Raw genomic sequence first — 26,527 nt, forward strand, 5'->3', positions numbered from 1 at the left:
AACGGCGAAGAGGTCTTGCGAGACGCTCGGGAGAGACTCCAGCCGGACCGTCGACGTGTGGCCCTGATGTTCCAGGACGCGACGGGTTCCCTGAGTCCGCGGATGAATGTGCGGTCGCAGTTGCTGGAGCCGTTTGAGATCCACTCCATGGATAAGGGCGACCGGGACCAACGGGTGAATCGGTTACTGGACGCGGTGGGCCTCAGTGAGCGATTGGCCGACGCGTACCCTCACGAATTGTCCGGTGGGCAGGCCAGACGGGTCGGCATCGCCCGGGCGCTGGCGTTGGAACCTGATCTGATCATCGCCGACGAACCGACCGCAGGTCTGGATGTCAGTATCCAGGGCGGCGTTCTGAATCTACTCTCCAGCCTGCAGGAGCGGATGGGGTTGTCGATGATGATCGTCACGCACAATCTGAACATCGTGCGTCATGTCGCTGACCGGATGGCGATCATGTATCTGGGTCGTTTCGTAGAGCAGGGTCCTTCCGCCGAACTTCTGGACCAACCGCGACATCCCTACACTCGAGCACTCCTATCGGCCAACCCGAGCCCCGACCCCGACGCGGTCGGTGAGCGACTCGAGTTGGCCGGAGAAGTACCGAGCCTTCTTGCACGACCCAACGGATGCGAATTCCACACACGTTGTCCCATCGTCCAGTCGGACTGCCGCGAAACCGCCCCGACGGTCCGGCAGACCGGCGATGGTCATCGCTTCAGCTGTCATCACCCCATGACCGACAGCCCGTTACTGGACGATTAGCGGAACCTGGATAACCAGTGCTCCATCGTCTTGCCCGCAGCTTCTCGGCCCCCCAGACCAAACGACAACGCCACGGCGACGGCGATCGATCCCAACGTCAGCGCGAAAGCCAGGTTCACGATGTCGTCGGCGATCCCCATGGCACGCAGCCCCATGGCGAAGACGATGCCAAGGATGGCGAATCGGGCCAACCCGGCCATGAAGCCGGCGTTGGCTCGCTGCATTCGTGAGATCGCACCGTGGGCGATGTTGGAAAGCCAGAGACCGATGGTGATGATCGCCACGCCGAGGAGCACTTCACTGCCGAACTCGATGAACATCGCGACGAGATCAGATACGGCAGTGAAGCCGAGCATCGTTGCCGACTCGACGACGGCAAACAACATGAAGAAGAAGACCACCACCCGTCCGGCGATGCGACTGGCCGGATTCGACTCCGGGAACAGGTTCCCAAGCCCGATCGCACCGGGAAGCCTGTCGAAGCCTACTCCCGCAAGAAGACTGGTTATCAGTGAACCAATCAGACGAGAGACGAAAAACGCGATCCCAAGAATGATCGCGGCACCGAACAGGTTGGGAATCGCCGACATGAACGTTCCCAGCATCTCCGTCGCGGGACGAGAGATGGCCTCGATCTTCAGCGCGTTGAGCGCCGCGATCAGGGCCGGAACGAACACGAAGATGAAGACGATCAACCCACAGAGCCGCGAGAGGGTCATGGACCCCGACAGGCCGGCGCTCGCACCGAGCTTATCGACGCCGACGGCCGCCAGTAGATTGGTCATCAGGCTACGCAGCAGCTTGGCGACGAACCAACCCACGACACCGAGGACGGCCGCAGCAATGATGTTGGGAACCATCAACAACATCTTGTCGAGCATGCTCTGGATCGGTTCCAGCAGTCCGCCCAGCGCCAGTGTCCCGAGTATTGCAGGCAGGAAGAGCAGCAGGACCAACCCGTAGAGGACGTTGCCGATATTCGCGCTCATCGGGCGCATGCCGGCTTCGTCGCTGAGCTTCTCATCGAGTTTCGTCGAAGCGAGGGCGGTCGTCGCCAGCCGACGAAGTATCGTCGCGATGATCCACGCGACGACGATCAGGACGCCGGCCGCGATGAGGTTGGGAAGGAAATCGATGATCTTCCCTGCGAGGGACTGCAACGGCTCAGAAACGAGCGTGAGTTGTAACGTATTAAAGAACGCGGCCATCGTCATCAGGATGACGATATAGAACGCGCCGGACGCCACACCGTTCTGGATTTCCAATTCGTTGCCGGTCTGGCTCTTGACCCGTTCATTGATCTTGAGCATTCCGAGTCCGCGTCGGATGATCGCGCGGATCACGACGGCCACCAGCCAGCCGCCAACGAGGATCGCCAGAGCGGCGAGGATCCGCGGAAGCGAGTCCCCCAGCGTTCCGATGAGAGACTGCCACAGATCGGTCATGTACTCGTTCATGATCTACCTCCTGCCCCTAGGATGGACCGAAAGAGGCCCAATTCGAACAGGGTTCTTACAAAAAATTGCAATTTTCGGGATTCGGGTTTCAAGAACGTGATCCCGACCGACAGCCAGTGACACTCTAAAAAACTAAAGCAACGAATTGGTTGCACTGTCGGCTCAGGCTCCTCAAGTTTGGTACCGAGGAGATCTCCAGTGGGTACGAGTCGGAGCGGTTCGATGAGCCGTGTAGATATGTTGATGGCGACGCTTGATGCGACGGCCGACGGGATTCTTGTCGTCGATTCCGACGGCAATTTCGTCACATCCAACCGAGTCTTTCACGAGATGTGGAGGATCCCCCGGCACGTTCTGACTCCGGGTGAGGAGAAGGTCGTCTCGAAGTTCGCCCTCAAGCAGCTCAAGGACCCTCAGGCTCTGATCGATCACGTGAACTCCGTCACGGAGACCGCCCCACCCCGCTCATCCCACGTCGTCGAGTTCCTGGACGGGCGGGCCTTCGAGTGTGTCTCGATGCCGCAGATCATCGAGGGCGAGACCGTCGGTCGGGTCTGGAGCGTTCGGGACATCAGCGATCGCTACCGGGCCGACCGCGATATCCGCCACAACGCCTACCACGACTCTCTCACCGGACTCCCGAATCGGGCCCTGTTCAGGGATCGACTGGCCCAGGAAGTGGGTCGTGCACGTCGCGCGGAGACCAGCACGGCGATCCTCCTCCTGGACCTCGATCGATTCAAGACCATCAACGACACCCTCGGTCATGCCGCCGGTGACGAACTCCTCGTCGAGGTGGCGAAGCGATTGAACTCGCGAAAGCGAGAAGGGGACACGGTCGCTCGACTCGGTGGCGACGAGTTCGTCCTCATCGCCTCGGAGTTACGACACAAGGAAGACGCAGCCGTGATCGCGGAGCAACTCCTGGAGATCCTCCGTCCACCGATCTTGATCGAGGAATACGATCTCCACATCTCGGCCAGTATCGGGATCGCGATCTTTCCCCACGATGGTAAGGATGGCGCATCGCTGATGAAGAGCGCGGATATGGCGCTCTATCGAGCCAAGGAACTGGGCCGCGACAACTACCAGATCTTCGAGCCAAAACTGAATCAGCGCGCCATGGAGCGATTGGTTCTGGAGCGCGATCTTCGCCTGGCGATCAAGAATCACGAGTTCGTCGTCTACTACCAGCCTCAGTTCGATCTCCAGAGCGGCAAGCTGGTCGGCGTCGAGGCGCTGGTCCGCTGGCGCACCGGGGATGAGGTCATCTCGCCCCTCAAGTTCATTCCCATCGCCGAGGAGTGTGGCCTGATCGTTCCTCTCGGAAGATGGGTCATGAAGGAAGCCGTCCGACAATGCGCGGAATTCAACCGCCGCGCCGGTGTGCCGATACGGATCTGTGTCAACGTCTCGGCACTTCAGATTCAGCGTCCCGACTTCGCCAACGAAGTCTCGATGATCCTGCAGGAAGCGCGTCTTCCTCCGGAACAGCTCGTCATCGAGTTGACGGAGAGTGCGTTGATGGCGAATCCGGAGCAGGGCTCGTATTCCATGGCGCAGCTGCAACAGATGGGCATCGGCATCGCCATGGACGATTTCGGGACCGGGCATTCCTCACTGACTCACGTTTCCGTCCTGCCGATTTCGCTGATCAAGATCGATCAGTCGTTCGTCCAGAACTGCGCCAACCGCAAGACCGACGCTTCTATCCTGAACGCCATCGTCACCATGGGTCACGCCCTCGGCCTGCATGTCCTGGCGGAGGGCGTCGAGACCGAAGAGCAGGCAACGCTGCTGCGCGACCTGGGCTGTGATGAGGTCCAGGGGTTCCTCTACGGTCGACCCATGCCACCGGACGATCTGGTCTCGTTGATTCTCAGGCAGGCTCTTTCCGCGTAGCGTCTCTGGAAAGAGTAGAATCACGCCCCATGAGACATCTGTTGCTCGTTCTCCTGGCGGCCCTGTTCGTCGTCCCGATCGCGGCCGCCGCCGAGAAAAAAGAGCTTGGCAACAAGGGCAGGAAGTACATCTTCTGGGGCTTCAATCGCGGCTATAACTCCGACGCCGATCTCACCGTTCGTTCTCCGGACGGGACGTTTACGATTCACGATGCTCGCGGCGAAGATCGTCCCTCGCAGGATGTCTCCTCGTACTTCTCGACCACCGCCCAGTACAACGTTCGATTCGGTTGGTTCGTCTCGGACCGCTGGGCCATCGAGGTCGGCACCGATCACATGAAGTGGGTCTTCGACAACTCTCGGAGCTACGACATCACCGGGAGCTACGGTCGGCAGGTCTGGATCGATGGGACGCAGGTCGACTTCGCCACCGCTCAGGCCATGCAGGATGCCCGCTTCCTGGAAGTCGAACATTCCGATGGTTACAACTACGTCCACTCGTCGGCCCAGTACTTCTATCCGATCGTTGTCAAGGACGACAAACGTTGGTCGCTGGTCGGTAGTTTAGGCGGCGGTGCCGGCCTGCTCTATCCCAAGACGCGTGTACAGATCTGGGATCAGGCCACCAATGAACCGCGAGACGTCGACAATCGTTTCAAGGTCTCGGGCTACGGCATCGACGTGGAAGCCAAGCTTCGGTTCATCTATCGGAGCTTCTTCATCGAGGCGGCCTCACGCCACGTACTGGGCAAGATCAACGACGCGCCGTTTCTCGGTAGCGATGGGAGTATCTCCCAGTCGGCGATCTATACCTCCGAGGTCATCCTCGGCATCGGCGGGCATTTCGGCGGCAGGAAGCATCGTCGTTAGATCGACCGGGTCGTCCGTTTGATTGCGAGGCGGCTCAATATGAGAGACTAGGGCGCACGGACGACGGCCACGAACCGAGGAACCCACATGGAACTTGAGCAGTTCGCATGGACGGAGAGTGATGGATGGGCTCCCGAACCACCGGGAAGACTGTCCGACGCCGACATGGTGCTGGCCTTCGGCAGCTCGGCGATCATGGAGCGCGGTGCCCAGTTCGAGACGCTGCGGGCGGCCTACCCCGGAGCGCAGGTGGTCGGATGTTCCACGGCCGGTGAGATCCAAGGCGTCAACGTTTCCGACGACTCGCTGGTGATCACGGCTGCGCGATTCTCGTCCAGCCATGTCGAGAGCAAACATATCGCCCTGGCCGATACGTCCTCAAGTCGTCACGCCGGTGAGTTGCTGGCGAAGCAGCTCGATACCAAGGGGTTGGTCCACGTCTTCGTCATCTCGGACGGGACCAGCGTCAACGGCAGCGAACTCGTCGATGGCCTTACGGAGAATCTCCCATCCCATGTCAATGTCACGGGGGGCCTCTCGGGAGATGGGGATCGTTTCGAGCGGACCTTCGTGATCCCCAACAGAGAACCCGCCCGGGACACCGTCTCTGCACTGGCGTTCTACGGGGATCGCTTGCGGGTCGGCTACGGGTCTCTTGGTGGCTGGGATCCGTTCGGCCCTGAACGGTTGGTGACCCGCTCGCAGGGGAACGTTCTGTACGAACTTGACGGACGTTCGGCGTTGGAGTTGTACAAACGCTATCTCGGCGAACATGCCGCCGGCCTGCCGGCGACCGGTCTGCTGTTCCCGCTATCGATGCGAAGCGAGGAGGGGACCGACGGTCTGGTACGGACAATTCTCGCCGTCGATGAACAAGAGAACAGCGTAACCTTCGCGGGCGATGTCCCCGAAGGCTGGTATGCCCGCCTGATGAAGGCCAACTTCGATCGCCTCGTGGACGGGGCCTCCGGTGCGGCGGCCGCAAGCTCGGCACCGCTGGGTCAAGGAAAGCCGGAGTTGGCGATCCTGATCAGTTGCGTCGGCCGCAAGATGGTCCTCAAGCAACGCACCGAGGAGGAGGTCGAGGCCGTGCGAGATGTGCTCGGGGCATCGACGGTTCTGTCCGGTTTCTACTCCTACGGTGAGATCTCGCCGTTCTCGCCGCATGGACGATGTGAGCTACACAACCAGACGATGACCATCACGACCTTCTCGGAATTCTAGCGGCCATGGATAAACACCACAGCCTGCTACGGCGACAGTTGAAACGCCTGGCCCTGGGCGAGGAACTGATTCCCGACGAGTGGCGTCGTTTCGTCCAGATGGTCGACGAGGCCTATGCCGGCTTCGATGACGACCGCGCGATGCTGGAGCGATCCCTCGACCTGAGTTCTCAGGAGCTGTTGCAGGCCAACGCCGAGGTGCGTGCGGTGCTTCGCGCGTTTCCCGACCTCTTTATCTGGCTCGATCGCGAAGATCGCATCCTCAATCTGCAGACTGGCGACGATCGCTATCTCTACCTACCGGCAGCCAGGATGATCGGTAAGACTGTGCGGGATATCCCCGATCCAGAGGTCGCAGCACGGTTCGGGGCGGCGTGTGAGACGGTTCGTTCGACCGCGCGGAACGCCACCATCGAATACGAACTGACGGTGTCAAAGGAAAAGCGACAGTTCGAGGCCAGACTCCTGCCCCTCGTCATGGGTCAGATCATCGTCATCATCCGTGACATCACAACGATGAAGAAGGCCGAGGATGAAAGGCTACGCTCCTCCAAACTGGAATCGGTCGGATTGTTGGCGGGTGGGATCGCTCACGATTTCAACAATATCCTGACGGCGATCCTGGCCAACGTCTCGATCGCCAGCGACAGCATCGATCGCGATTCCGAGGTCGGCGTCTGCCTCCGCGAGACGGAGCAGGCGGCCCATCGCGCCGCCGCGTTGACACAACAACTACTGACGTTCTCCCGTGGCGGTTCGCCGATCACGGCAGCGGCATCGGCGTCGGATCTCATTCGCCAGTCGGCTGTCTTCGCACTTCGTGGCTCTAATGTCCGCAGTGTCTTCGACATCGCGGAGGGTCTGCATCCTGTTCAGGTCGATGAGGGACAGATCCATCAGGTGATCAACAACCTGATCATCAACGCCGACCAGTCGATGCCCGACGGCGGCGTCGTGACGATCGTCGCAAGGAATATCGAGTGCGACGGCATCGAGCCCACGCTACCGGCGACACATTGCGTCTCGATTGCGATTACCGACGAGGGAAGCGGGATAGAACCGGAACATCTAAACAAGATCTTCGATCCGTACTTCACGACCAAGCCCCACGGTAGCGGGCTTGGTCTGGCCAGTAGCTATGCGATCATCCGCAAACATCACGGCGAGATCATGGTCAACTCCGCGCCGGGGACGGGAACCACGATGACGGTGTTGTTGCCGGCGGCAGATGGCGCGCCGCAGGCAGACCACGCCCCGCGAGTGGAGGTCGTCGAAGGTCTCGGAAGGGTCCTGATCATGGACGACGAGGTGCAGATCCTCAAGGTCGCAAGTACGATGTTGAACGGGCTCGGTTACGACGTGGAGACGGTTGCCGACGGCGAGTCCGCGGTAAGAGCGTATGTCGATGCGATGAGCAGCGGAAGCAAGTTTGACGCGGTGATCATGGACCTGACGATCCCCGGCGGTGTGGGCGGCGCGGAGGCGACCCGGCAGCTGCGTGCGATCGATCCCGGGTTAGTGGCGATCGCCTCCAGCGGCTATTCCAACGATCCCGTCATGGCCAACTACCGGCAACACGGGTTCGACGCCATCCTGGCGAAACCCTACGATCTGCGGCAGATCAGTCGTGCCGTCGCAGGCGTGTTGAACGCCTAGAGACTCTTCGAGTGATTGGCGGCGAAGAAGACATAGATCGCCGGGACCACGAACAGGGTAAAGAGCGTCCCGACCGCCATTCCGGACACCAGCACAAGTCCGATGCTGTTGCGAGCCTCGGCGCCGGCACCCGTGACGAGGGTCAGCGGGAAATGCCCCAACACCGTCGCCGTCGAGGTCATCAGCACCGGTCGTAGACGAACGACGGCGGCCTCGCGAACGGCCTCCAGCTTGCTCTTGCCCTGGCGCTGCAACACGTTGGCAAACTCGACGATCAGGATTCCGTTCTTCGAGACGAGGCCGATCAACGTGACGAGTCCGACCTGAGAGTAGATGTTCATCGTCGTCGTCCAGCCATCGGTCCAGAACGGCTGCTGCGCGTTGGGCATCTTGAGGAAGGTCAACAGCAGGGCGCCGAACATCGCCAGCGGTACCGATCCGGCCAGGATCACGAACGGGTCGCGGAAACTGTTGAACTGCGCGGCGAGGACCAGGTAGATCAGGATGAACGCCAGCATGATCGTCCAGATGAAAGAGTTGCCCTGGGTTCGCAGCTGTCGTGACTCGCCGGTGTAGTCGATGAGATAGCCCTGCGGCATCAACCGGGTGGCCTCGTCCTCCAGGAACGTCAACGCCTCGTCCAGTGGTTTGATGGACACACCGCTGATCGTCACCGCGTTCAGCTGTTGGAAGCGGTTGAGCGAACGAGGCTGGACCCGTCGTTCCAGATGGGCGACGGTGCTGAGCGAGATCAGGTCGCCGGCGGGCCCGGTCACGTAGATGCTCTGCAGCTGTTCCGGGTTCAGTCGATCGAGCCGCTTGATCTGTGGAATGACCTTGTAACTTCGTCCCTGGATGTTGAATCGATTGACGAAGTTGCCACCGACCATGGCGGAGAGGTCGGCTCCGATGGTCTGGAGATCCAGCCCCATCGAGGCGATCTTGTCCCGGTCCAGTACGACTTCGGTGAGTGGCTGATCGATCTTCGTATCGATCAGTGGTGGGAAGGCGAAGAGGCCGCTCATGGTGGCCTTCTGTTGAAGTTGCTGGGCGATCTCCAGGAGCTGTTGCGGCTCGGCCGTCGATGCCAGCACAAACTCGACCGGGAACTGTCCGCCACCCGGGAGCGGAGACGGGACGATCGGGACGAGATCGATCGAGGCGAGTTGGGAGAGTCGAGCGGAGAGTTCGTTCTGGATATCGAAGACCGTGCGATCGCGTTCCTCCCAGCTCTTGAGAACGACCCCGCCGAAACCCCCACCGGGATTGGTGATCTGGAACGAGTAGGAGGCGTCTTCCAGAGAGAAGAAGATGTCGTTGGCGGCAGACGCGCCGGCGGACGTGAGTTCCAGCGTCGAGTTGGCCGGGGTTTCGAGGATGCCGAAGACGACCCCCTGATCCTCGGTCGGCGCAAGCTCGCGTGGCGACTGAAAGTACATCAGACCGGCGAGGATCGAGAGTCCGATCCAGAGCACGTAGATCGCCGGTCGCGCCGTCAACGCGCCGTCCAGAGTCCGTCGATAGAGCGCGCGCAGTCGGCTGAAACCACGATCGATTCTTAGACTCAGTCCGCGCTTCTCGCCGTCCGCCGGCAGCAAGTAGGCCGACATCACCGGCGACAACGTCAGAGCAACGACACCGGATATCAGGACCGCGCCGGCCAGCGTGAACGCGAACTCGCGGAACAGCGACCCGGTCAAGCCACCCTGCAGCCCGATGGGTGCGTAGACCGCCGCCAGCGTGATCGTCATGGCGATCACGGGTCCGACCAACTCGCGGGCTCCGGTGATGGCCGCATCGAACGGTTTCATGCCACGACGGAGGTTTCGTTCGACGTTCTCGACCATCACGATGGCGTCGTCGACGACGAGTCCCACCGAGAGGACGATTGCCAACAGCGTCAAAAGGTTGATCGTGAATCCGAACACCTGCATCAGGAAGATCGCCCCGATCAGAGAGACCGGGATGGCGACGACCGGCACCAGAACCGAGCGCAGGGAGCCGAGGAACAGGAAGATCACGATGATGACGATGGCCAGAGTTTCCAGAAGCGTCGTCAGGACCTCCGAGAGCGCGCCACGGATATAGGTCGTCGAGTCATACGCAATGCCGGCCGAAAGCCCTTCGGGGAGGTCGGCCTGAATCGCATCCAACTCTTCCCGCACCGACGTGATGACATCGATCGCGTTGGCGTTGGGGAGAACCCAGATCCCCATGAACGTCGCGGTCTTGCCGGAGAAGCGGACCTCCGTGTCGTAGGCGTCGGCACCAAGCACGACCTCGGCGACATCTTTCAACCGAACGAGAGCGCCCTCGTTCTCACGCAGGACGATCTGCTGGAACTCCTGAACCGTTCGCAGGTCGGTGTTGGCTGACAGGTTGATCTGGATCAGCGCACCCTTGGTCTGTCCCACCGCACCCAGGTAGTTGTTGCTGCGGACCGCCTCGCGAACCTCCGCCGGTGAGATGTTGTAGGCCGCCATCTGCTCCGGCTTCATCCAGATCCGCATGGCGAAGTTTCGTGCGCCGAGGACGTCCGAGCGCTGAACGCCGGGGACCGCCGATAGCCGTGGCTGCACGGCCCGGACCAGATAGTCGGTGATCTCGTTCTGTTCCAGCAGATCGGAGTCGAAGCTGAGGTAGGCCGCCGCAAACTGCGAATCGGCCGTCTCGATGTTGATCGTCGGAACCTCGGCCTCGGGAGGCAGGTCCCCACGCACCTGATCCACCTTCGAGCTGATCTCTGCAAGCGCGGCAGTCGAGTTGTAATTCAGATCCAATCGGGCGGTGATCGTCGACAGTCCACGCGTCGAGCTGGAGCGGAGATAGTCGATGCCGTCGGCTCCCGCGATCGCACGCTCCATGGGTACCGTGATGAACCCCCGGACAAGTTCCGCATCGGCCCCGACATAGACGGTGGTGACCGTGATCGTCGCGTTCTCGTTGGCCGGATACTGACGAACCGTCAACGTGCGGACGGCCTGCAGACCGGCAATGATGATCACCAGATTGACGACCAACGCCAACACCGGTCGCCGGATGAATAGGTCGGTGAAGTGCATGCCGGTCAGGAATCGTCCGGAGAGGGGTCTCGATTCGCGGGGACCACGCCGACGTCGGATACGGTGATCGTCTGACCGTTCCGCAGCTTGAAAGCGCCGGCAGAGACCACGCGATCGCCGGCCTGGAGCCCCTCGACGATCTCGATGTAGTCGCCCCGGGTGATTCCGAGTCGGATGATCCGCTGATGAGCGACAAGCGTGGTTGAACCATCGTCGCCCGTCGTCTCCTCGACGACGAAGACGCTGTTGCCGAACGCTGCGTAGAGCACGGCGGTCGCCGGGATCGCCACCAACTGGCGTTGCTGTGGCAACACGACGCCAAGCGAGACGTACATGCCGTCGCGGAGTTTGTGACCGAGGTTGTCGAACGTGGCCTGAACGGTCACGTTGCGTGTCGCGGGATCGATCCGTGGGTTGACGGCGGTGATATTGCCGCGAAACGTCTCATCGGCGTAGGCGTTGCTGAATGCCACGACGCCCAGGCCGACCGCAAGTTGCGATAGATGTTGCTGGGGCAGCGAGAATCGAACGTACACCTGATCCAGGGACTGCAGCTCGACGATAAGATCGCCCGGATCGAGGTACTGTCCCGGACTGATCTGTCGGATCCCCAGCTCTCCGGAGAACGGCGCGCGGATCGTCTTCTTGTCCAGCGTTGCCTGAAGCGATGCGACTCGCGCGACCGCCGCCGCCTGTTCCGCCGTCGCGTCATCCAGATCCGAAACGGAGATCGTGCCGCTCTTGATCAGATCCTGGGCACGGATAAAACGTCGGTCAGCACGATCCAGTTCGGCCTCGGCCTGCTGCAGGTTGGCCGCCTCGACCGTGCGGTCCAGCTCGATCAGCAGGTCGCCGGCATCGACCCGTGTGCCGGGCTCGAACGCGATGGTGCGGACCACTCCCGAAACCTCGCTGCGAACCGTGATGCCGTCGATGGCGGTCACCGTCCCGACGGCCCCCAGCTGGCTGACCCAGGACTCGTCGAGGGCCTCCGCTAGACCGACGGCGATCGGAGGCGGCACAAAATCGGCACCGGCGTCGATCATGGCGCGGACCTGTAGGGTTCGCACCCCGGCAAGAGCGACAACGATCACCATGAGGAGAAAGACAGCGAGGGCAACGCGGGTTTTCATGATGCCTGCATCGTAGCGCTTCTGGCGGCGAAATCTAGCTACCCCGTCGATCGATTAGAAAAGGGGACAGATTTATTTTCTGCCGTTCCCGGACGGCAACTCGATACGATCCGAGGTCGACGGGGATCGCGTAGACTAGACCCGGTGCCCGCCTCCTCTGGATCCTAGCCATGCCACGGACGGCACGCGTCGTGATGCCGGGCTACCCCCATCACGTCATCCAGCGGGGGCACAACCGGCAGCCGCTCTTCTCGCGAGAGGAACACTACAAGTCCTACCTGCGGACGCTCGTGGAGTGGAAGCAGCAATTCAAGTGCAAAGTTTTCGCCTTCTGCCTGATGACGAACCACGTACACATGGTCATCGAGCCTGGCGAAGACCCCACAAGTCTCGGCAGGCTCATGAAGCGCCTCGGTGGGCGATATACGAGGTTCATCAATCGATTGGAGGAGCGAACAGGCACCGTCTGGGAGGGCCGATTCAAATCGAGTCCTATCGACACCGATCCTTACTTGATGGCGTGTTTTCGCTATATCGAGCTAAACCCTGTCCGCGCGGGGATGGTCGCTTCTCCCGCTCAGTATCCCTGGTCGAGCTACGCCCACCACGCAATTTCGCCTGACCTGCCGTGGCTGGATGAACACTCGCTCTATTTCGATCTCGGAGTTACACGGGGTGAACGTCTCGCGCGCTATCGGGAGTGGGTGAACGAATCGATCCCCGCCAGTGAACTGAAACTGATCCGCCATGCCGCGCAACGTGGACAACTGACCGGCGGGGTTCAATTCCAGGAACTCGTAGAAAAACGCATGGAGCGTCGCGTCGTGTCTCGCGGGCGGGGCCGGCCGCGCGGCAAGAAAAATAAATCTGTCCCCATTTAATCGATGGACAGGATCTCGTCGAGGGCGATGTATTCGCCGTCGACGTTCATGCGCCAATAGCGGTTCCGGGGGAGTAGCAGGCCGTGGGGTCCCTCGACCTCGCCGTCGAACAGAAGAAACTCGCCGTCCGGGATGGACTCGTCGTGGAAGAACCGGCAGCCGACAAGCGCCTTGGTGTCGGGATCCATGAAGAAGTCCCAGACGTCGCTGCCGACTTCCTCATCGTAGGTAACCCGTAACGCGAGGACGCCCCGGTCCTCGAACGTCATCCGCTTCACCGTCGGATCGAGATAGGTACCCGGATCCCGCAGCTTCATCGGCATGCCGAACATGTAGCTGAAATAGTCGCGCCATCGCGGGAGCCCGTTAGCAGCCAGGGAGTGGGTGGCCCTGTCCTCGTCACTGATCTCCGAGGATCCGTTCAGCAGCGCAAGAAGTTCATCCCCTTCGCCGATGATCTCGATGCGGGCGTCCCCCTTGACCGACTGGTAGCGGAACGTGTCGTTGCCGTTGTCGAAGTTGATCCGATCGGTGCGACTCTCGTAACCACGATCGGCGGCAAGGCGCTCCGATAGTCGAACCATGACGGTGAGCTCGATGGGCTTCGAGGACCACGCCCCTTCGGGATCGTGGTAGTCGATCGACTGCTGAAGCAGCGCCTCGGCTTCCGAGATCTTCGGTTTGCAGGCGGGTGTGAGCGCAGCAAGCAGCCCGGTAACCGCGAGGAACAGAACAAGCTGTCTTGATCGTTGGTTCATCATGCCCGGATTGTAGACTACGACCCTGGGTCTATTCGGAACAATCGCCACTGGTGGCAACCCGCGGATTCCACCACATCGATCTGTGAGAACGCCGTTGTGCCGGCCGTGACAAGTTGATGAACCGACGCACTCTAAAAAAGGGTCCCGCGCCGCTCATTCCTACGTGAGACCATGCTGTTTTGCTACGGGAGAACGCTCATGTCGATTCCGACATTGGCCGCCGCTCAAACCCTTCCGGTCGCCGGCGACGTCGCGGCCAACCTCCAGGAACATCTGCAATTCGTCGAAGAGGCCGCGCGAAAACAGGTCACCACGCTCGTGTTCCCGGAGCTGTCGCTGACGGGTTACGAGCGAGAGATTGCGGAGAACCTGGCGTTCACAGAAGACGATGCTCGTGTCGAACCGTTACGGGAGGCCGCCGCCCGTCACGGCATGACGATCGTCGCCGGCGCACCGGTGCGGATGTCGACGGGGCTGCACATCGCCTGTTTCATCTGTGCGCCGGGTCGTTCGATCGATGTCTATACGAAGCTGTACGTCCATGAATCCGAGAGCCCGTTCTTCCAGCCCGGTGCCTGCAATCCCTTGATTAGAAGAGACGGCATGAACGCCGCCGTCGCGATCTGCGCCGACGCAAATAACCCCGACCACGTGGCGCGAGCCGTCGAACTTGACGCCAACGCCTACCTGGTCAGTGCCTTCTTCATGCCGTCCGGCTATCCTGGGGATACCCAGCGGCTACAGAGTTACGCCAGGGATCATTCGATGGCGGTCGTTCTTGCCAATTTTGGAAACGACACAAGTCGTTTCGAATCGGCCGGTGGCAGCGCCATCTGGGATGCAGACGGAAATCGGATCGCCTATCACGAGGGAAAGGGGCGGGGGTTGATCTCCGCAGAGGTTCAATTCAGATGAGCGACAGACAACTCACCGTCGGCCTGGCACAGATCGCACCGATCTGGCTGAAACGAGACGCGACCCTCGCCAAGGTCGTCGAGTGGATCGGGCGCGCCGCCGACGAGGGCTGCCGGCTGGTGGCATTCGGTGAGGCGCTAGTCCCGGGCTACCCGTTCTGGGTCGCACGAACCGACGGCGCGAAGTTCGAGTCGGAGTTACAGAAGAAACTGTTCAGTCACTACGTGAACGAGGGTGTGCGTATCGAGGCCGGGCATCTGGATTCCATCTGCGCGGTCGCGAAGGAGCGACAGATCGCCGTCTACGTCGGTGTGATGGAGCGTGCCGCCGATCGTGGGGGGCACAGCCTCTACTGTTCGATGGTCTACATCTCGCAAGAGGGGGTCATCGAATCGACCCATCGCAAGTTGATGCCGACCCATGAAGAGCGGCTGGTCTGGGCCATCGGCGACGGCAACGGGCTACGGACCCACAAGCTGGATCCGTTCACCGTCGGCGGATTGAACTGCTGGGAGAACTGGCTGCCTCTGGCGCGTGCCTCGTTGTACGCGCAAGGGGAGGATCTGCACGTGGCGATCTGGCCGGGGGGGATTCAGAACACCGAGGAGATCACACGTTTCATCGCGCGGGAGTCGCGCTCTTACGTGATGTCGGCATCGGGGCTCATGCGGCCGGAAGACGTTCCCGCCGATCTGCCGTTTCACGACTCGCTGCGAACGGGTTTCGACGAGGTGATGGCCAACGGTGGATCGTGTCTTGCAGATCCGACGGGCGAGTGGGTGCTGGAACCTGCCACCGATGACGAGGTGTTACGGATCGCGACCCTCGATCACGACCTGGTTCGACAGGAACGACACAGTCTGGACGTGGTGGGGCATTACTCTCGTCCCGATGTGACTCGTCTGGTCGTCAACCGCAAGCGACAGACCACCGCGGAGTTTACGGACTAGGGCGCTCCGCCCGTCGCAGCTCGACCATCGTTCCGTCGTTCTTGTTGAAGAACAGCGGTCGCGGCGAGCCGGGTGATGGGGCGGCCACAACGATCGTCTTGTCATCTTCACGGAAGATCGAGAGACTCGACATCTGCTTGTAACTGCAGACGCAGTCCTCGATCTGGAAGTCCATCTCGTGCGGGGTCTTATCGCGTCGGACGCGGATCGTGCCTTCGTACCAGTCGTCCTCCCCCAGGACGCCACGGAATCTGGCACCGTCTACGTCGAGCGTCCACGAGACGGAGCCGTACTGATAGGCCTCCCAGAAACCCTGGAACGCCGCCAACGTCTCGGCGTCCTGCTCCGGCCAATCGTCGTCGGCAGTCGGCCTATCGCTGACCGGGGCCAGCATGAGGTCGAGTTCGGCGAAGAGAACGTTTCCCTGAACCGCCGGGGCCGAGGCCGAAATCGAACCGATCCGATAGATGCCGTCATGACCGGACGTGCGTGTGTCGTCGTTCATCTCGATGACCCCGGTCGCATCGTCGCCGTGGCCTACCAGCTGGACCACGCCGCAATCGGGGGCACAGATCCACGCCGACCCGCCGGAGTGAGAGACATCCAGGGCGATGGTTCGACGGGCGACCTTGCTCTCCTTGACGAGGTACCCCATCGGTTCGAAGTCTCGACCCTGTCGACCGCCCCGGGCCGTACGGCTGTGGGCGTTCCCGGTCAGCACGACATGGATCGCCTTCGGGTTGTTCTTGATGCTGGCGATCAGTCGCTCCGCCATCGCGCGATCGCGGACCGATCCGTTTCCCGGTGTCGCGTCGAAGGTCTGGACACGGATCTTCTTTCCGTCACGTCGCAATGCAGCCACCGACGCCAATAGATCGACCATCGCTCCGCTGTTGCGTCCGTCCTGATAACTTCGCGTCCAGATGTTTCCGCTGATCAGTGCCGCGCGATCGGCCTCGGTCGCTTCGGAGTCGATGAAGGTGTCGATGGCCTGCTGAATATCGCCGGATAGTTCGACCCCAAGGATTACCTCGCCCTTCTTCCGTGTCGCATGACAGAGGACGTCGGCGGCGAATCCCGGGCTCTCGTGGGTGCCGTGGAGCTCGCCGAGCAGCAGCAGTGTCCCCGGCGACAGCACCGATCGGACGTTTTCGATGGGTGGGCAGGAGTCGGCGAGGGTCAGGCCGCCGGTCCCACACATAAGAAACAAGAAAAACGCGACACGACGTTTCGATCTCAAGTTGGCCTCCGGATTATGAGGCTACACCGCATCCCGAGGATTGGGTAACATGGGGGACGAGGTCATCTGATGGAACTTGCCCTGTGGGTCGTCGGCGCCCTGATCGTCGGCTTCGTACTTGCGTCGTTGATGAAACGACGGGGTCGATCTGCGGAGGATCAGGTCGAGATCGCCCGGGCCGAGGCCCAGCGGGATGCCGCCCGGGAACAGCTGGATCAGATCAAGCTCGACCGCGAGACCCTGAAAGAGAGCATCCAGGCCTTCTCCGCCGAGCAGCTGAAGGAGAACCGCGAGGAGTTCCTCAAGCATGCCGAGGAGCGGCTGGGTCGCACGGAAGAGAAGCATGCGACGGAGCTGACCCAACGTCACGAGGCCATCGAGAAACAGTTCGACGGCGTTCGCGAGAAGATGGAAACGTTCCAGGAGATGCATCGCCGGATCGAGGAGCAGCGGATCAAGGAGTTCGGTTCGCTGCATCAGCAGGTGGTCGGTCTGTCCCAGCAGACCAAGGCGGTGGAAGAGGCAAGCCAGTCGTTGTCGACGGCGCTACGCGGCTCCAGCCAGTCCCGCGGCAAGTGGGGCGAGATGGCCCTGCGCAACATCGTCGACGTCGCCGGCATGACGGAACACTGCGACTTCGTGGAACAGGATCAGGGAGAGAGCGACGGCCGGCCAGACATGGTGGTGGTGCTCCCCGGTGAGGGGCGGATTCCGATCGACTCGAAGGTGCCCTTCACCGAGTACGAGAAGGCGATGGAGACCGATGACCCTGCGCAGCAGAAGGTCCATCTGGAATCCCACGGCAAGATCGTCCGCACGACCATGCTGGAATTGGCCAAGCGGGACTACCCGAAGCTTGTCGGGGGGCGGGTGGACTATACGGTGATGTTCATCCCCATCGAGAGCGTGGCGTCGGCGGCGTTTGCCGTGCAGCCCGACCTCCAACAGGAGGCGATGGAGAAGAAGATTCTCATCGCGACACCGGTGACGTTGATCGCGTTGTTGAAGACCGTCAGTCTCTACTGGCAGCAGGAGATACTGGCCGCCAATGCGCAACAGATCTGGGACGAGACGTCGGAGCTCCACGATCGGTTGAAGACCTTCCAGGGGCACATCGCCCGGGTCGGCAAGAATCTCGGCACCGCCGTCGAGGGTTACAACAAGGCCGTGGCGTCGTACGAGACACGGGTGCTGCCCAAGGCCCGTGTCATCGAGAAGCTGTCGGCCAAGGAAGGGCTGCCGGAGCTGGAGCGGGTCGAGAAGGAGGTCCGCCAGACGTCGGCGCCGCCGGAACACTAAAAAGGGGACAGATTTATTTTTCTCGTTTCGCAGCGAAACGGAAAAATAAATCTGTCCCCTTTTTAGTGTTCCCTTTCTTGGTCTCCGATCCGAAACCATTTGGCCGATCGATCGGATTGTCTTTTGCCGTAGAGCATGAAAATGTTACCTGCGTGTCAACACCGATCCGTCCCACCAACCGACTCCCCAGGGTCCTCGAGGGTCGCTGGTTCCATGTGATGAATCACGCGCCGGTTGGTGAATCACTATTCTCCACCGAGGATGCCGCGGATCGATTCGTCATAAACCTCGGCAAGATCGCGACGGAACGTCCGGTCGTCGTCCATGCCTACTGCGCGATGGGGAACCACTACCACCTATTGGTTCGCACAACGGAGTCCGAGTTACGGCGTGCGATCCGTTTCCTTGAAGCGGAGTTGACGGAGGAGATCGGTGCGCCGCGCGTTCTCCCGTTGGAAGTCGGTCGACACCTCCTGGGCGTGACCCGCTACATCCACCGAAACCCAGTCGAGGCCGGTCTTGTCGATCGCCCGGAGGAATGGCGCTGGTCCAGTTACCGTGGCTACCTGGACTACTGGGAAGGCCCGTTCTGGCTACGCTCCAGCGCCGTCCTCGGCTGGCTGGGCTGCCTCGCCCCCCGCGCGCTCTACCGTCGATACGTCGATGACTAAAAGGGGACAGATTTATTTTTCCTGTTTCGCTGCGAAACGGAAAAATAAATCTGTCCCCTTTTAGATATCGCTCAACGACCGGGGTTTCAGGGCTGCGCGGGTGGAGTTGAGGACGGCGATCACGTCGATCACCTCCTGCACCAGCGCACCGAGCACCGGTGTCAACAGCCCGACGGCGGCGAAGCCCATGCCGACCACGCTGAGCGCCATGCCGCCGACCGCACTCTGCATTGCGATCGAGCGCATGCGACTTCCGATGTGGAAGAACTCGTCGACGCGGGTCAGGGTGCTGTCCATCACGACGGCGCCCGCCGCCTCGCTGGTCACCTCGTGGTGTTGTCCCAGCGCGATGCCGACGGTCGCCGCGACAAGAGCAGGCGCGTCGTTGATGCCGTCGCCGACGAAGACCGTCGGTGCGCGAGCCGTCTCGGCCTGGACGATCGCCAGTTTCTGTTCGGGAGACTGCTCCGCGTAGACTTCCGTAATTCCGACACGGTCGGCCAGGTAGCGCACTTCCGATTCGCGATCCCCGGAAACAAGCAACACCCGCTCGAAGTGATGACGCCGGGTCAGGTGCCGAATGAAGTCGACGCCCTCGCTTCGCGGCTCGTCGCGGAAGCGAAGCGTCGCGGCGTAGACGCCGTCCAGCAACACGACACACTCCAGGCCGCCGACGATCTCCGGCAGCTGCGTCACATCGTCGCCCAGTCGATCGCGACCGGTGACGTGAACCCGGCGCCCACGCACGATGCCGAGGAGACCCTCGCCCGGAACCTCGCGGATCCGTTCGGCGTCGGCAAGCTTCAGCTCCTTGGCGGCGTGTACCACGGCACCGGCGAGGGGATGCTTCGAGTAACGCTCGAGGCTGGCGACGAATCCCAGAACCTCCCGCGAGTCGACACCGTCCGCGCTGACGATCTCCGTCAGCTCCGGTCGTCCGTAGGTCAGCGTCCCGGTCTTGTCGAAGATCACCGTCCGACAACGGTCGACCGTCTCCAGCGCCGCCGGATCCCGCACGATGATGCCCCGCCGCGCCGCCAGCGAGATCGAGCCGATGATCGAGACCGGGATCGCAATCAGCAGCGGACAGGGAGTCGCCACCACCAGCACCGCCAGGAACCGCACCGCCTCACCGCTGATGGCCCACGCAATCAACGCAAGCGTGACGGCCAGAGGCGTGTAGAACGCGCCAAGCCGATCTCCAAGTCGGCGGATGCGGGGGCGTTGTTGTTCCGACTGCCGCATGACCCGCATGATGGCCGCGTAACGGGAGTCCACCGGCAGACGATCGACCTGGAGCGTCAACGCGTGTTCGCCGTTGATCGCGCCCGAGATGATCTGCGAACCCGGTGTCTTCGATACGACGTAGGGCTCGCCGGTCAGGAACGCCTCGTCCATGACGCCGTGCCCTCCGACCACCGTGCCGTCGACGGGTGCCACGCCGTGGGGCAGGACCACCAACGTGTCGCCGACCCGCACGTCATCCAGCGTGATCTCTTCCAACTCTCCGTCGCGTTGTCGATGAGCCGTCGACGGCATGCGATTGGCCAGCGCCTTCAGCACCGACGAGGCCCGACGCACCGCCAGCTGCTCGATCGCCTCACCGCCGGAGAGCATCAACACGACCAGCGTGCCCGCCAGGTACTCGTCCAGCAGGATCGCCGTCACGATCGAGATGCCCGCCAGCAGGTCCGAGCCGAACTCGCGACGCACCAGTTTCAGCGTGAGATCGATGACGAGCGGCAGGCCACCCAGGATCAGCGCGACATACAGTGGGACACGACTACCGAGGATCAGATGCAGCGCGATCGCCAGCAGCGCCAGGCCGGCGATCGGCAGTTGTTTGCGGGCCCACATGGTCGGGCTAAGTGTAGTCCACCGGTGGGGTGACCCGACAGCCCAACAGCTCTAGCTCGGCGCAGTGGTAGTGCGGCTCCAGCGGCTCTTCGCGACAGAGGTCGGTGGTGAAGTACTTCTTGTTGGAGTCGGGGAAGACCGTCGCCACGGCCGCGTACTTGCCCTGGGCGTGGGCGATCTGCAGCGCACCCAGCAGGTTGGCACCCGAGCTGATCCCCACACCCAGCCCCAACTCCGAGGCCAGCCGTTGTGCGGCGATGATCGCATCGCCGTCCCAGACGTCGACCAGCTCATCCACTTCGTCCAGATGCACGATCGACGGAATGAACTCGTCGCTGATGCCCTGAATCCGATGTTTGCCCGTCCGCTTTCCGGTGCGCAGCGTCGGCGAGTTGGCCGGCTCCAGGGGATGGATGGTGATGCCGGGTACATGCTCGCGCAGATAGAAGCCGACCCCCATGACGGTGCCACCCGTGCCGACACCGGCGACGAACGCCGTCGGCCGCACACCGCGGGACCTCAACTGCGCCAGCAGCTCCGGCGCCGTCGTGTCGTGATGGGCCTCGACGTTGGCGGCACTGTCAAACTGTCGTGGCAGGAAGACGTTATCGTGTTCGGACGCAAAGGCCTCGGCACCGGCGATGGCGCCCTTGAAGCCACCCTCTTCCGGCGAGATCGGCACGACGTCGGCGCCCAGACTGCGGATCACCTCGACCCGCTCGCGGCTCATCCAGTCCGGCATGTAGATCCGAACGCGGTGCTCCAACGCGCGACCCACCGCAGCGAACGAGATGCCGGTGTTGCCGCTGGTCGCCTCGGCGATGATGGCGTCCTGGGGCAGGGCACCTTCCCGATACGCATCCTCGAGGATCCGCAAGGCCATCCGGTCCTTGATGCTGCCGGTGAAATTGCGGATCTCGAACTTCGCGTGAACCGTCGTCTCCTTACCGCGATAGCGGCAGTGGATCGACAGCATCGGGGTGTCGCCCACGAGGCAGCGGAGCGACTGAAAACGGTGGTCTCCTTCCTGAATCAAACCGGTGGATTCCACGATTGCAAGACTCGCATGTAGTTGGCCCGCTCCAGGGACGTGGGGTCGGCGACGTTCTTCTGACTCATGCTGCCCTGCATCTGCACGACGGATTCGTATTCGTTGTATTCCATCCAGCGTGTCATCTTCTCGACGACTTCACCGATGCGCCCGACACCGTTGCGCAACAGTTGCGAGGTCATCATCGTCACCTTAGCCCCGGCCATCAAGCCCTTCAACACGTCCTCGTGTCCGTGAACCCCACTGGTGATCGCCAGGTCGACGGGAATTCGCCCGTACAGCAGCGCCGTCCAGCGCAGGGGTAGGCGAAGTTCGTGGGGATCGCTGAGCACCAGATGGGGCACGATCTCCAACTCGGTCAGGTCGAAGTCCGGCTGGTAGAAGCGATTGAAGATCACCAGACCGTCGGCTCCGGCCTCGGCGAAACGACGCGCCACATTCGCAAACGCGCTGAAGTGCGGTCCGACCTTGACGGCGACCGGGATCGAGACCTCCGCACGGACCGCCTTGATGACGTCGACGTATCGTTGCTCGACGGCTGCCCCGTCAACCTCCGGGTCGGTGGGGATGTAATAGATGTTCAGCTCCAGCGCATCGGCGCCGGCCTCCTCGATATGACGGGCGTACTTGACCCAGCCACCCTTGGAGTCGCCATTCAGGCTGCCGATCAACGGCACGTCTAGCGCCTGCTTCGCGCGACGGACAAGATCGAGATAGGCATCCGGCCCCACGTTGTACGAGTCCATCTCCGGCGCATAGTCCAACGCCTCGGCATGGCTGTGGGTTCCGTAATCCAGGTAGTGATCGACCAGATGACTCTCTGCCTCGATTTGCTCCTCGAACAACGAGTACATCACCACGGCGGAGGCGCCGGCGTCTTCCAGGTTGCGGATGCCATCCAACGTGTACGAGAGCGGCGAGGCCGACGGGACGACCGGGTGTTTCAACGACAGGCCGAGGTAGCTGGTGGTTAGATTCATGATTCCCTCGTCCTCTTCTCGGCCAGTTCCTCGTACTGACGACGGCGATCCGTCACCACCTGCTGCGCGGCCTTCATCAACGTTGCCGCCTGCGCCGGCGCGCTCTGCTTCAGAATCCGGTAGCGGTTCTCATTGTAGGCGTAGGTCTCCAACGGAATGCTGGGTGCCTTCGAATCCAGTTGCAGGGGGTTGTCTCCGTCAGCATCGCGACGGGGATCGAAGCGATAGAGCGGCCAGTAGCCCGAGTCCACCGCCAGTTTCTGTTGCTGCAGGCCCTTGGTCATATCGATGCCGTGGGCGATGCAGTGGCTGTAGGCGATGATCAACGACGGGCCGTCGTAGGACTCGGCCTCGAGGATCGCCTTGACCGTCTGCGTGTCGCCGGCCCCCATCGCGATCGACGCGACGTAGACGTTGCCGTAGCCCATCGCCATCAACCCCAGGTCCTTCTTCGGTGTGGGTTTGCCGGCCGCGGCGTACTTGGCCACCGCCGCCAGCGGTGTCGCCTTCGACGACTGGCCGCCGGTGTTGGAGTAGACCTCCGTATCCAGGACCAGTAGGTTGACGTTGCGACCGCTGGCCAGCACATGGTCCAGGCCACCGAAGCCGATGTCGTAGGCCCAGCCGTCACCGCCGACGATCCACACCGTCTTGCGGACCAGACGATCGGCCAGACCCAGCAGATCCCGCGCCTCGGGCGAGTGATCCGTGGCCAGCCGCGTCTTCAGGTCCTTGACCCGTTCACGCTGGGCGTCGATGTCGTCCATACCGTCAAGCAGCGCATCGACCCGCTCCTGGCCGATCGTCGACTTCATCCGGACCAGTAGCTCGCGGGCATACTCGATCTGCTTGTCCAGCGTGACACGCATCCCCAGGCCGAACTCGGCGTTGTCCTCGAACAGAGAGTTGGACCAGGCGGGACCGCGACCTTCCTTGTTGACCGACCAGGGTGTCGTCGGCAGGTTGCCGCCGTAGATACTGGAACAGCCGGTGGCGTTGGCGATCATCGAGCGATCGCCGAACAGCTGGCTGACAAGCTTCAGGTAGGGCGTCTCGCCACAACCCGCACAGGCCCCCGAGAACTCGAACAGCGGATCCAGAAGCTGAACGTTCTTCACCTGCGCCAGCGGCAGGTCGCTCTCCGGGCGGTTGGCCGGGAGATCGCTGAAGAACTGCCAGTGCTGTCGTGCCTGTTCACGAAGCGGCTCGACCGCCTCCATGTTGATCGCCTTGAGGCCGACCGCCTGCTTGTTCTTGGCGGGGCAGATCTCTACACACAGTCGGCAGCCGGTGCAGTCCTCGACGGCGACCTGCAGCGTGTACTGCTGGTCGGAACGCTCGCGCCAACGGGCCTTCGCCGCCAGGAAACCGTCCGGCGCCGTCTTCAGTTCCCTGGGGTCCAGCAGCTTGCCGCGAATCACCGCGTGGGGACAGACCAGCACGCACTTGCCACACTGGATACAGGTGTCGGGGTCCCAGACGGGCACCTCCCGGGCGATGTTGCGTTTCTCCCACTGGGCCGTTCCACTCGGGTACGTTCCGTCCACCGGCAAGGCGCTGACGGGGAGCCCGTCGCCGCTACCTGCGATCATCGCTCCGGTCACCTCGCGCACGAACGTCGGCGCGTGTTCCGCGACCGGCAGTGGCATCTTGATGCCGCTGTCGGCGGAGGAGCGCACCGCGATCTCGTGGAGCTGTCCCAGGCTGGCATCGACCGCGGCGAAATTACGGCGAACCACGATCTCGCCACGCTTGCCGTAGCTATCGCGGATCGCCTGCTTGATCATGTCGATCGCCTCGTCCCGCGGCAGCACGCCGCTGATGGCGAAGAAGCAGGTCTGCATGATCGTGTTGATCCGTGCGCCAAGCCCCAGCTCATTCGCGACACGGTAGGCATCGATGGCGTAGACCGACAGACACTTGTCGACGATCTGTTGCTGTACGGTCTGCGGCAGGTTCTGCCACACCTCGTCGGGTGGATACGGCGCGTTCAACAACACCGTGGCTCCGTCCTCGGCACAACCCAGCACGTCGTAGCGCGTCAGAAAACCGAACTGATGGACGCCGATGAAGTTGGCACGCCCGATCAGGTAGGCGCTCTTGATCGGCTGCGGCCCGAAGCGCAGGTGCGAGACGGTCCGCGCGCCGGCCTTCTTCGAGTCGTAGACGAAGTAGCCCTGCGCATGATTCGGCGTGCGCTCGCCGATGATCTTGATCGTGTTCTGGTTGGCGCCGACGGTCCCGTCGGAGCCCAGCCCCCAGAAGACGGCACGCATGACCTGGGCAGTCTCGGTCGTGTAGGACGGGTCGTACTCGATGCTTGTGTGGGTCACATCGTCGTGGATGCCGACGGTGAAGTGGTTGCGTGGTGCTTTCTTACGCAACAGGCAAAAGACACCCTTGACCATCGCCGGTGTGAACTCCTTCGACGACAGCCCGTAACGCCCACCGACGACATGCGGCAGCTTTCCCTTCCATGGTCCCTCGTGAAGCGCGGTGACCACATCCTGGTACAACGGTTCGCCGACCGAGCCCGGCTCCTTCGTGCGATCCAACACCGCGATGGACTCGACCGTGGTCGGCAACGCCTTCAGGAACGCCTGCACCGCGAACGGCCGATAGAGCCGCACCTTGACTACGCCGACCTTCTCTCCGCGAGAGCGCATGTGGGCGACGGTCTCGTCCACCGTCTCGGCGCCGGACCCCATCAACACCAGCACCCGCTTGGCGTCGGGCGCGCCGACATAGTCGAACAGCCGATACTTGCGGCCGGTGACCTTGGCGAAGCGATCCATGGTCTGTTGCACGATCTCCGGCGCCGCCAGGTAGTACGGATTGACCGACTCGCGAGCCTGGAAGAAGACGTCGGGGTTCTGTGCGGTGCCACGGATGAACGGTCGGTCAGGGGACAGCCCGCGATCGCGATGCGCGCGCACCAGCTCGTCATCGATCATCTCGCGCAGCTGTGCGTCCGTCAGTCGATGGACCTTGGCGATCTCGTGGGATGTGCGGAAGCCATCGAAGACATGCAGCATCGGCACGCGACTGGCCAGGGTCGCGGACTGGGCGATCGACGCGAAGTCCATCACCTCCTGCACCGAGCCGGCAAACAACATGCCCCAGCCGGTCATCCGCGCCGCCATCACGTCGCTGTGGTCGCCGAAGATCGACAACGCCTGGGCCGCGACCGATCGTGCCGCGACATGGAAGACCGTCGACGTCAGCTCGCCCGCAATCTTGTACATGTTGGGCAGCATCAGCAGCAGCCCCTGGCTGGCGGTGAAGGTCGTCGTCAACGCGCCGGTCTGTAGCGCGCCATGGACCGCGCCTGCGGCGCCACCCTCGGACTGCATCTCGATGATCCGTGGGACGGTGCCCCACAGATTGGTCTCGCCGCGGGCGGACCAGGCGTCGGCCAGCTCACCCATCGGCGACGAGGGCGTGATCGGGTAGATCGCCGCGATCTCGTTGGTACGAAAGGCGACGTGGGCTGCCGCCTCGTTACCGTCCATCATGACCGCTACAGGTTTCATAATCTTGCACCCCCGCAGAGATATTGTGGGGTCGCGGGCGCGTGTTCGGAAGGGGACCTGCGGACGGTGGCGGTCTATTGTGAGAAGGAGGACAGAGAAAAGGGGACAGATTTATTTTTCGCTGAAAAAATAAATCTGTCCCCTTTTCTCTGTCGCCTTGTCTACTTCACGAGTGCTTTGAAGCGTGGGTTGTCCCGCAGGAAGTCCCAGGCCGGGTCGATTCGCAAGGATGCCCGGGTGACGAACGGATTCTGGAGTGCTACCAGCTTTTCGAGTCGATCGATCGCGGCGTCGGTCTCGCCGGCGAGCGCCTCGGCCTGAG

The 26,527-nt window shown here is 62.1% G+C and carries 19 protein-coding genes; 10 read left to right on the forward strand and 9 right to left on the reverse strand.

Annotation, left to right across the window (positions count from 1 at the left end):
• The coding region (locus OES25_14930) for an ABC transporter ATP-binding protein (protein ID MDH3628938.1) at positions 1 to 765 on the forward strand (765 nt) is incomplete at its 5' end.
• Here OES25_14930 and OES25_14935 read toward each other — a convergent pair.
• Positions 762 to 2,222 (reverse strand): mechanosensitive ion channel, encoded by a 1,461-nt coding sequence (locus tag OES25_14935; protein MDH3628939.1) that lies wholly within the window; start codon positions 2,220 to 2,222, stop codon positions 762 to 764. The genes OES25_14930 and OES25_14935 overlap by 4 nt on opposite strands.
• Positions 2,223 to 2,444: 222 nt before the next feature.
• On the opposite strand from OES25_14935, the gene OES25_14940 reads away from it, so the two are divergent.
• The 4 genes from OES25_14940 (at position 2,445) to OES25_14955 (ending at position 7,872) form a co-directional block, all read left to right on the forward strand.
• Positions 2,445 to 4,124, forward strand: a complete 1,680-nt coding sequence (locus OES25_14940) for an EAL domain-containing protein (protein ID MDH3628940.1) — start codon at positions 2,445 to 2,447, stop codon at positions 4,122 to 4,124.
• Positions 4,125 to 4,153: 29 nt separating this feature from the next.
• Positions 4,154 to 4,993 carry a hypothetical protein gene (locus OES25_14945; protein MDH3628941.1) on the forward strand — a complete coding sequence of 280 codons (840 nt, stop codon included), beginning with the start codon at positions 4,154 to 4,156 and terminating at the stop codon, positions 4,991 to 4,993.
• Between the two features lie 87 nt (positions 4,994 to 5,080).
• Positions 5,081 to 6,217 carry an FIST C-terminal domain-containing protein gene (locus OES25_14950; GenBank protein ID MDH3628942.1) on the forward strand — a complete coding sequence of 379 codons (1,137 nt, stop codon included), beginning with the start codon at positions 5,081 to 5,083 and terminating at the stop codon, positions 6,215 to 6,217.
• A gap of 5 nt (positions 6,218 to 6,222) precedes the next feature.
• Positions 6,223 to 7,872 carry an ATP-binding protein gene (locus OES25_14955; GenBank protein MDH3628943.1) on the forward strand — a complete coding sequence of 550 codons (1,650 nt, stop codon included), beginning with the start codon at positions 6,223 to 6,225 and terminating at the stop codon, positions 7,870 to 7,872.
• Here OES25_14955 and OES25_14960 read toward each other — a convergent pair.
• Together OES25_14960 and OES25_14965 are read right to left on the reverse strand one after the other, a co-directional pair.
• Positions 7,869 to 10,934: an efflux RND transporter permease subunit gene (locus OES25_14960; GenBank protein MDH3628944.1), complete on the reverse strand. Its 3,066-nt coding sequence runs from the start codon at positions 10,932 to 10,934 to the stop codon at positions 7,869 to 7,871. The genes OES25_14955 and OES25_14960 overlap by 4 nt on opposite strands.
• A 5-nt stretch (positions 10,935 to 10,939) precedes the next feature.
• Entirely contained in the window at positions 10,940 to 12,067 is a 1,128-nt protein-coding gene (locus OES25_14965; GenBank protein ID MDH3628945.1) for an efflux RND transporter periplasmic adaptor subunit, read from the reverse strand.
• A gap of 170 nt (positions 12,068 to 12,237) precedes the next feature.
• Between OES25_14965 and OES25_14970 the strand changes: the two genes are divergently transcribed.
• Complete coding sequence (locus tag OES25_14970; GenBank protein MDH3628946.1) at positions 12,238 to 12,948, forward strand: transposase; 711 nt, start codon at positions 12,238 to 12,240, stop codon at positions 12,946 to 12,948.
• Here OES25_14970 and OES25_14975 read toward each other — a convergent pair.
• Entirely contained in the window at positions 12,945 to 13,709 is a 765-nt protein-coding gene (locus OES25_14975; GenBank protein ID MDH3628947.1) for a DUF6503 family protein, read from the reverse strand. The genes OES25_14970 and OES25_14975 overlap by 4 nt on opposite strands.
• Positions 13,710 to 13,907: 198 nt before the next feature.
• On the opposite strand from OES25_14975, the gene OES25_14980 reads away from it, so the two are divergent.
• Both OES25_14980 and OES25_14985 read left to right on the forward strand, forming a co-directional pair.
• Positions 13,908 to 14,624: a carbon-nitrogen hydrolase family protein gene (locus OES25_14980; GenBank protein ID MDH3628948.1), complete on the forward strand. Its 717-nt coding sequence runs from the start codon at positions 13,908 to 13,910 to the stop codon at positions 14,622 to 14,624.
• Positions 14,621 to 15,574, forward strand: coding sequence for a carbon-nitrogen hydrolase family protein (locus OES25_14985; protein MDH3628949.1), 954 nt, complete (start codon positions 14,621 to 14,623; stop codon positions 15,572 to 15,574). The genes OES25_14980 and OES25_14985 overlap by 4 nt, the downstream gene beginning before the upstream one ends.
• Here the strand turns inward: OES25_14985 and OES25_14990 are convergent.
• On the reverse strand, positions 15,564 to 16,814 hold the full coding sequence (locus OES25_14990; protein ID MDH3628950.1) for a hypothetical protein: 1,251 nt from the start codon (positions 16,812 to 16,814) through the stop codon (positions 15,564 to 15,566). The two genes, OES25_14985 and OES25_14990, sit on opposite strands and share 11 nt — an antisense overlap.
• 69 nt (positions 16,815 to 16,883) lie before the next feature.
• On the opposite strand from OES25_14990, the gene rmuC reads away from it, so the two are divergent.
• Positions 16,884 to 18,113 carry a DNA recombination protein RmuC gene (gene rmuC / locus OES25_14995; protein ID MDH3628951.1) on the forward strand — a complete coding sequence of 410 codons (1,230 nt, stop codon included), beginning with the start codon at positions 16,884 to 16,886 and terminating at the stop codon, positions 18,111 to 18,113.
• A 152-nt stretch (positions 18,114 to 18,265) separates the two neighbouring features.
• Positions 18,266 to 18,784: a hypothetical protein gene (locus OES25_15000; protein ID MDH3628952.1), complete on the forward strand. Its 519-nt coding sequence runs from the start codon at positions 18,266 to 18,268 to the stop codon at positions 18,782 to 18,784.
• A 60-nt stretch (positions 18,785 to 18,844) separates the two neighbouring features.
• Here OES25_15000 and OES25_15005 read toward each other — a convergent pair whose 3' ends face one another.
• From OES25_15005 to nifJ, 4 genes are read right to left on the reverse strand one after another with little or no spacing between them, the layout of a single operon-like run.
• The gene (locus tag OES25_15005) at positions 18,845 to 20,641 is read right to left on the reverse strand and encodes a heavy metal translocating P-type ATPase (GenBank protein MDH3628953.1); all 1,797 of its coding nucleotides are present in this window, start codon (positions 20,639 to 20,641) and stop codon (positions 18,845 to 18,847) included.
• Between the two features lie 7 nt (positions 20,642 to 20,648).
• Positions 20,649 to 21,692 (reverse strand): cysteine synthase family protein, encoded by a 1,044-nt coding sequence (locus OES25_15010; protein ID MDH3628954.1) that lies wholly within the window; start codon positions 21,690 to 21,692, stop codon positions 20,649 to 20,651.
• A complete protein-coding gene (locus tag OES25_15015) occupies positions 21,674 to 22,672 on the reverse strand; it encodes a dihydroorotate dehydrogenase-like protein (protein MDH3628955.1) in 999 nt (332 codons plus the stop codon). The genes OES25_15010 and OES25_15015 overlap by 19 nt, the downstream gene beginning before the upstream one ends.
• Positions 22,669 to 26,205, reverse strand: coding sequence for a pyruvate:ferredoxin (flavodoxin) oxidoreductase (gene nifJ / locus OES25_15020; protein MDH3628956.1), 3,537 nt, complete (start codon positions 26,203 to 26,205; stop codon positions 22,669 to 22,671). Before nifJ ends, OES25_15015 begins: the two co-directional genes overlap by 4 nt.
• Positions 26,206 to 26,527 lie beyond the last annotated feature (322 nt).

The organism is Acidobacteriota bacterium, from assembly GCA_029861955.1.
In the GTDB taxonomy this organism is placed as follows: domain Bacteria; phylum Acidobacteriota; class Polarisedimenticolia; order Polarisedimenticolales; family Polarisedimenticolaceae; genus JAOTYK01.